The sequence below is a fragment of the Streptomyces sp. SID3343 genome, assembly GCF_009865215.1.
In the GTDB taxonomy this organism is placed as follows: domain Bacteria; phylum Actinomycetota; class Actinomycetes; order Streptomycetales; family Streptomycetaceae; genus Embleya.
This window is the reverse complement of the sequence record NZ_WWJX01001615.1, coordinates 1-7,607: the sequence shown is the minus strand read 5'-3', so window position 1 is coordinate 7,607 and position 7,607 is coordinate 1. Positions and strand designations below refer to the sequence as shown.

Annotated in this window: 7 protein-coding genes; 6 read left to right on the top strand and 1 reads right to left on the bottom strand. The window is 71.4% G+C overall.

The window, feature by feature from the left end; all coding sequences use genetic code 11:
- From GT354_RS51860 to GT354_RS51845, 4 genes are all read left to right on the top strand, one after another.
- Nucleotides 1–819: sugar ABC transporter permease (locus tag GT354_RS51860; RefSeq protein ID WP_161365475.1), on the top strand; the 819-nt coding region annotated here is incomplete at its 5' end.
- 3 nt (nucleotides 820–822) lie between these two features.
- On the top strand, nucleotides 823–1,629 hold the full coding sequence (locus GT354_RS51855) for a carbohydrate ABC transporter permease (protein ID WP_161365473.1): 807 nt from the start codon (nucleotides 823–825) through the stop codon (nucleotides 1,627–1,629).
- 12 nt (nucleotides 1,630–1,641) lie between these two features.
- A complete protein-coding gene (locus GT354_RS51850) occupies nucleotides 1,642–2,916 on the top strand; it encodes a Gfo/Idh/MocA family oxidoreductase (protein WP_161365471.1) in 1,275 nt (424 codons plus the stop codon).
- Between the two features lie 110 nt (nucleotides 2,917–3,026).
- Nucleotides 3,027–3,305 (top strand): hypothetical protein, encoded by a 279-nt coding sequence (locus GT354_RS51845; RefSeq protein ID WP_161365469.1) that lies wholly within the window; start codon nucleotides 3,027–3,029, stop codon nucleotides 3,303–3,305.
- Nucleotides 3,306–3,843: 538 nt separating this feature from the next.
- Here GT354_RS51845 and GT354_RS51840 read toward each other — a convergent pair.
- Nucleotides 3,844–4,503: a TetR family transcriptional regulator gene (locus GT354_RS51840; protein ID WP_161365467.1), complete on the bottom strand. Its 660-nt coding sequence runs from the start codon at nucleotides 4,501–4,503 to the stop codon at nucleotides 3,844–3,846.
- Nucleotides 4,504–4,589: 86 nt separating this feature from the next.
- On the opposite strand from GT354_RS51840, the gene GT354_RS51835 reads away from it, so the two are divergent.
- Complete coding sequence (locus GT354_RS51835) at nucleotides 4,590–6,032, top strand: cytosine permease (protein WP_161365465.1); 1,443 nt, start codon at nucleotides 4,590–4,592, stop codon at nucleotides 6,030–6,032.
- Nucleotides 6,033–6,140: 108 nt separating this feature from the next.
- Nucleotides 6,141–7,607 (top strand): amidohydrolase family protein (locus GT354_RS51830; RefSeq protein WP_346012547.1); only part of this gene is annotated, 1,467 nt, incomplete at its 3' end.

Sequence of the window (7,607 nt, the reverse complement as noted above, 5' to 3'; positions counted from 1 at the left end):
GCCCTGCTCTTCTACGGGGCGTTCGTCATCGCGCCGTGGCTGCACAGCATCTGGATCTCGTTCTGGACCTGGGACGGCGTCGGCACCGCCACCTGGGCCGGGCTCGCGAACTACCGCGAGGTCCTGGAAGAGCCCGAACTGCGCAGCGCGTTGGTCCACGCGTTCGGATTCATCCTCTTCTACACGGTGATCCCCGTGGCACTCGGACTGGTGCTCGCCGCGCTCGTCGCCGCCACCCCGTGGCGCGCGATGCCGGTGATCCGCACCATCATCTTCTTGCCGCAGATCCTCCCGCTGGTCGCCGTCGGCGTCGTGTGGAAGTGGATCTACAGCGAGGACGGCCCGCTGAACGAACTCCTGCGCGCGGTCGGGCTCGGCGGCGTCGCCCGCGTCTGGCTCGGCGACTTCACCTGGGCCTTCCCCGCCGTCGGCTTCATCGGCAGCTGGGTCTCCACCGGGCTGTGCTTTCTCCTGCTGCTGTCCGGCATCGGGCGGATCGACCCCGCGCTGTACGAAGCCGCCCGGCTCGACGGCGCGAGCCGGCTCCGCGAGTTCCGCCACATCACCGTGCCGGGGCTGCGCAGCGAGATCGGCGTCGCGTGCACGGTCACCGTCATCGCGGCGCTCGCCGGCTTCGACGTGGTCTACGTGATGACCGGGGGCGGACCCGGCACCTCCACCACGGTTCCCGGCGTCGAGGTCTACCAGCTGGTGTTCACCGCGGGCCGCGTCGGCACCGCGTGCGCACTGGCAACTGTCCTGTCCCTGCTCACCTGTGCGGTCATGTTCACGGTGAACCGGCTCACGCGGGAGCGATAGCGCATGTCCAAACACCTTCCGCGACTCGTCCTGCTGCTCGCCGCCGCGACCGTCCTGTTTCCCTTCCTCGCCCTGTTCTCCGCCGCGCTACAGCCGCAGAGCAACCTCGCCCCCGGGCTGGACTTCCCCTCCGATCCGCACTGGGAGAACTTCAAGACCGCGTGGACCACGGCCGGTTTCGGATCGCTGCTCAAGTCCAGCGCGGTGATCGCGTTGGGCGTGGTCCCGATCTCCCTCGTGCTCGCGACGCTGGCCGGCTACGGCCTCGCCACGATGCGGATCAAGGCGAAGGGCCCGCTGTTCGCCCTGTTCATGGTGGGCATGGCGCTGCCGTACGAGGCGATCGTCATTCCGCTCTACTACGACCTGCGGTCGCTGGGCCTGTTGAACAGCTATTGGGCGGTGATCCTTCCGCTGATCGGTCTGTTCATGCCGTTCGGCGTGTTCTGGATGCGCGCCCACTTCGAGTCGCTGCCCCGCGAACTGACCGAGGCCGCGGCCGTGGACGGGGCGGGGAGTTGGCGCACGCTCACCCGCGTGCTGCTGCCCACCGCGCGTCCCGCGCTCACCACGCTCGGGCTGTTGTACTTCATGTGGGCGTGGAATCAGTTCCTCCTCGCCCTGGTCCTCATCCAGGATCCGGACAAGCGCACCGCACCCGCGGGACTGGGCAAATTCGTCCAGCAGTTCGGCAAGAACATCCCGCTGCTGTCCGCCGGGACGCTCATCGTGATCACCCCGATCGTCCTGCTCTACCTGTTCTTTCAGCGTCACTTCATCAAGGGCATCCTTCAGGGTGCCGTTAAATAGGGGGACTTCGACGTGACCGTCACACTGGCGATCGTCGGCGCCGGCGCCCGGGGCGCCGGCTATGCCCGGATCGCCGCCGCAGAGGGACTCGCCGACCTCGCCGCCGTCGCCGATCCCGATCCCGCCCGACGCGGGGCCTTGGCCGCCGAGTTCGGCATCCCCGACGACCGGGTGTTCGCCGACTGGCGCGACCTGGCCGCCCTGCCCCGGCTGGCCGACGCCGTGATCGTCGCCACGCCCGACCGCCTGCACGCCGATCCGGCCGTCGCGTTCGCCGAGCTCGGCTACGCGCTGCTGCTGGAGAAGCCGATGGCGCCCACCGAGCACGAGGCCCGGCGGATCGTCGACGCGGCCGTGCGCAACGACGTCCTGCTCGCGGTGTGCCACGTCCTGCGCTACACGCCCTACTCGGCCACGCTGAAGCGGCTGATCGACACCGGTCGGATCGGCGACGTGGTCAGCGTCGAGCATCTCGAACCGGTGGGCTGGTGGCATCAGGCCCACTCGTACGTGCGCGGCCAGTGGGCCGTCGAGGCCGATTCGTCCTCGATGCTGTTGGCCAAGTCCTGCCATGACATCGACTGGCTCGGCCACCTCGTGGGGCAACCGGTCGCACGCGTCTCGTCGTTCGGCGGACTGCACCACTTCCGCGCCGAGAACAAGCCGGCGGGGGCCGGCGATCGCTGCGTGACGTGCCCGGTCGAACGCACCTGCGCCTACTCCGCGCCGCGTATCTACGAGCGCTTCCTCGGCGACCCGGTCCACGAGCAGTGGCCGCTCGGCGTGGTGACCGACGACGTCAGCACCGCGGGGCTGCGCAAGGCGCTCGCCGAAGGGCCGTACGGCGCCTGCGTCTACACCGGACGCAACGACGTCGTCGACCACCAGGTGGTGAACCTGGAGTACACCGGCGGCGCCACCGCCTCGTTCACCATGACCGCGTTCACCGCGCTCGACTTCCGCAAGACCCGCGTCTTCGGCACGCGCGGCTCGCTCGACGGTGACGGCCGCGCCATCACCCTCCACGACTTCCTGACCGACGAGGTCGAGACCTTCTCCGTCGAACCCGACGGCGGCGCCTCGGCCGCGGACGGGCACGGGGGCGCGGACACGGAGTTGATGCGCGCCTTCGTGGCCGCGGTGGCGACCGGCGACCGGACCCTGATCAGCTCGGGACCATACGAGACGCTGGTGTCCCACCTCGTCGTGTGGGCCGCCGAACAGGCCCGCCGAGAAGGCACCGTGGTGAGCATGGAGCGCGCGTCGACACCGGCTGCGGGGGCCTGAGGGCTCGGGGTCGGGATGCGGCGGCACTCGGTCGGACGAGCCGATGTCACGACCGGGTCACCGTCTGTGCGAGCGGGGTTGCGGGGGGAAGCCGGGTGGACGATGGGGGGATGACGGCCAAGGCACAGGCGTGGGCGGGCGGTGTGGTCGCGGGTGCGGCGCCGGTCGGGTTGGCGGTGTACCTGGCGGTGGTGGGCTTGGAGCAGGCGGACAAGTGGGCGAGCGTGGTGGGCCTGTTCGTGGCGTTGGCCGGGTTGGCGGTGTCGGTGGCCGGGTTTCGGCGCGAACGCCCTTCGTCCGGCGGGCAGTCGATCGGGAACAGCACGACGGGCGGCAGTGTCGTACAGGTGTCGGCGCCTGCACCACGGGCACCGTCGACCGGGCCCTGACCGACCATGCCCTCCCCTACCCGCCCGCCGACCCGCACGCCGGCACCGTCCTGGAACCCCTCTGCCCCGACCGCCTCGCCGAGGACTTCCTCGCCCTGACCGCCCCGGCCACCACCTGACCCTCGCCACCCGCGACCCCTGGGCCACCACCGCCCCCCCGCGAGGGGTGTGTGGCGCCGGGTCGAGGGCCCGACCGCGATCGGGGAAGCCGCCCGGATCCGCCTCCGCATGGCCGTGGAGCCACCGTAGGCGTCCACCTTGCGCCTGGCGGGCTGTACAGGAGACTCGGGCGGGGCCTCCTCGACGGGCTTGGGCGATGCGCTGCGGTCGTCGGTGCGAGTGGCGGGCACGACCCGACCGGGTTCGACCTCGGCCAGCGATCACTTCGCCGGGGCGTTTTTGCTGTTCACGGGCTGCGTCGGGTCGCGCCTGACCTCGCCCATCGTGCCGATCCACGAACTCGGCGGCGTGGCTCCGGGGCGATCCGGGCGAGTCGCCCGGAAGGCGTCCCGGGCGCTTCCGCGAGACGGACTCCGGATCAGTCCATCGCCGGCCCGGGCGGCCCGCCGCCGCGGGCGCGGAGGGTCCCCGGGGGGAGAGCCAGTACGCGTTCGGCCGTCGTGATGGCCATGTCGTCGAGCAGCGGGTGGTCGAGTGTGGTGTCGGCGTTGGCGTAGGCACCGATGCCGTCGACGGTGACCAGGATGTGCAGGGCCGCGCCGAGGACGTCGTCGGTGGCGAACTCCCCGGCGTCGACGCCTGCTTCGATGAGTTCGGCGAGGGCGGTGCGGGTGGCCGTCTCCTGTGCGCCGACGGCGTCGCGCAGACCGTCCTTGAAGCGGCTGAGGTGGCGGGCGTTGAGCCACAGCCGGCTCAGGTCGAGGTACGCGCCGTCGGCCAGGCAGGTGAGGAAGTGCGCCAGCCGGTCGACGGGCGGCAGTTCCTCGTCGCCGGCCGGCAGGAGCTCGGCGCGTTCCCTCGTTGCGGCGTTCGTGAACGCCTCGGTCACCAGGTCGTCCGCGGCGGGGAAATAGTGGCCGATCAGTCCGGGGCGCACGCCGAGTTCGTCGGCCACCCGCCGCAGGGTGATGCGTTCGAGGCCCTCTTCGAGCGCGATGCGCGCGGCGGTGGCGACGATCTCCGTGCGGCGCTCGTCCGGCGGCTTCCGAATGCGCGTGGCCCGAGGTCTTGACGTCATGGCCGACAGCCTATTGGATGTGCGACCAGTAACCAATTGGCCATGCGACCAATACCCGGCGCGTCCGGCCGACCCGAGAGGTCCCGATGACCACCACCCAGCACGCCTCCGACGCGAGGTCGCCCGACACGCCCGGCTCCGGGTCGGCCGGATCGGCCGGGCACCGGGAGACCCGCGGCATCGACCAGGTCCCCGCCGACGAGCGCGGCGGACGCCCCCGTCAGCTCTTCGCCGTCTGGGCCGCCCCCAACGTGAGCTATCTGAGCTTCGTCGTCGGCGCCACGCTGATCATCACGGGCCTCTCCCTCCGGGAGGCGATCGCGCTCATCCTCGCCGGCAATCTGCTGTGGATCTGTACGGGCGTCATCGCCGCCTCCGGTCCCGTCGCCGGCACCAGCGGGTCGGTGATCTCACGCGCGATGTACGGCGTCGTCGGCAACAAGGTCGTCCTGGTGCTGACCGGATGGCTGATCGCTGCGGCCTACCTCGCGCTGAACTGGTCGGCCGCCTCCGTCGCCGGCATCGGGCTGGCCGGCCGATACGGCCTTCCCGACAACTCGGCCGTCGACGCCGCGGTGATCTGCGCCATCGCGGCCGGCACGATCCTGATCGCGATCTACGGATACGCCACGATCGTTCGCCTGTACACCGGGCTCAGCGTGCTCCTGACCGTCGTGTTCGTCGTGGTGACCGGGTACGTTCTGGCCGAGACCGACTGGTCGTACACACCCGCCGAACCCCTGCACGGCACCGCCCTCGTCGCCGCGCTCGGCGCCGGGTTCACCATCGTGGCCTCCACCCCGTTGTCCTACGGCAACAGCCCCGATCTGGCCCGCTACCTGCCACGAGGGAGCAGCCCGTATGCGATCGCCGGATGGACCGCGTTGGGGGCGTACCTGCCGAGCGTCGTCTTCACCACCGTCGGCGCGCTCGCCGCCACCGGACTCGACATGAGCGACCCCGAGGCGGCCCTCGAAAGCATCCTGCCGGGCTGGTTCATCCCCGTCTTCGTCGTCGCGGTCGTGGTCAACACCATGACGAACAACGGCATGACCGCCTACAGCGCGAGCCTGTCGATCCAGTCCGTCGGCGTCCGCCTGGCCCGCATCCCCGCCGTCCTGATCATCGGCGTCCTCGGCACCGCCATGACGCTGTACGCGATCCTCGTCTTCGACTTCCTCACCAGCGTCAACACCATGCTCCAACTCGTGGTCGTGGTGACCGGCCCGGCCATGGCGGTCGCGGTGACCGACCTGGTGCTGCGCCGCAACCGCTACCACGGCGCCGACCTGCTCGAACAAGAACGCGGCGGACCGTTCTGGTACCACCGCGGCGTTCACGCGGCGGGCGTCGCGGCGCTGGTGGTCGGCGGCCTCGTCTCCGCGATGTGGGTGAACACAACCTTTTGGACCGGGCCGATCGCCGGGGCGACGGGCGAGGTGGACGTGGCGATCCCGTCGGGGATGCTCGCGGCCTCCGCCGTCTACTGGGCCGTCTCGCGCACGCTCGGCACGATTCCCCGGGCGTGATCCACCGCCCGGGCGCGGGGCCTGCCTCGCCCGTCCCGTAAGCCCTACCGGCGACACCCCCCGAATACATCGCACACCCGGAAACCCGGCAAGACCGAAGGAATACACGTGTACGCCGACGTCATCCTGTTCGCCCACCACGTCGAACAGCCTCCCGACACCCCCGGCCCACCGGCTCGCGCGGTCGCGATCGCCGACGGTCGGATCGTCGCCGTCGGCGACGCGGGAGCCGTGGCGTCGCTGGGCGGCCCCGGCACCGCCGTCCACGAGTTCCCGAACGCGGCGATCCTGCCCGGCCTCGTCGATGTGCACGCGCACCCCGTGTGGGGCTCGATCTCCCTCGGCGACGGCGTGGACCTGCTCGGCGCCGCGACGCTCGACCACGTGTGCCGACGGCTGGCCCCCGCCGTGGCGGAGGGGTCCGGCGACACCTGGATCACCGGGTACGACCTCGACGTGAACGTCTTCGCCGGCGACCCGACCGGCCTCGCCCTCGGCGAGCGCTTCCCCGGTGTCCCCATCTCCCTCATGACGCGCGACGCGCACGCGCTGGTCGTCAGCCCCCGCGTACTGGAACTGGTCGGTCTGACCGGGCGCGAGACGTTCACCGACGCCTCGTCCGTCGCGGTCGACGCACAGGGAAACCCGACCGGGTACATCCTCGAACTCCAGGCCATGGACCTGGTGTTCGCCCACTACCCCGACGTAGCGCCGGACACCGCCGCCGGGTACGTCCGAGACCGGTTGGAGTGGCTCGCGGCCTGCGGCCTCACCGGCCTGCACGCGCTCGACTTCGCCGACCCCTCCGAGGCGGTGTACCGGAGCATCGAGGCCGGCGGCGACCTTCCGCTGCGCATCCGCTGCTCCCCGCTGGTCCCGGCCGACTCGGGACCGCCCGTGTGGCAGCACGTCGCCGACCTGCAAGGCCGCGGCGGCCGACGCTGGCACGTGGAGGGCGCCAAATTCATGCTCGACGGGACCGCGGACAACGGCACCGCCTGGTTCGACCGCCCCGACATCCACGGCGCCAACCACGAGCCGCTGTGGCGCGACGTCGACGGCTATCGCGCCGCGATCCGGTTCTTCACCGAACGCGGCATCCCGACCGCGACCCACGCGATCGGCGATCGGGCGGTCCGCTTCGCCCTCGACGTCATCGAGGAGGTCGGCCCGGTCGACGGCGCACCGCACCGGATCGAGCACATCGAGTCCATCCCCGACGACCTGCTCCCCCGCTTCGCCGAACTCGACGTCGTGGCAAGCCTCCAGCCCGCGCACGCCACCCGGCACACTCGCGCCGACGGCACCGACAACTGGTCGCGGCGGATCGGACCCGAGCGCGTCGCGCACGGTTGGCGCACCCGCGACCTGCTCGACCACCACGCCGTGGTGGCGCTGGGCTCGGACTGGCCGATCGGTCCGGGCGATCCCCGCGTCGGCCTGGCCGACTGCCAACTGCGCCGACCCGTCGAGGAACCGGGCTCGGCTCCCGTGCAACCCCACCAGGCGCTCACCGCGCGCGAAGCCTACGCCGGCATGACCTCGGCCGCCGCCCACGCCGCAGGCGCGTCCGGC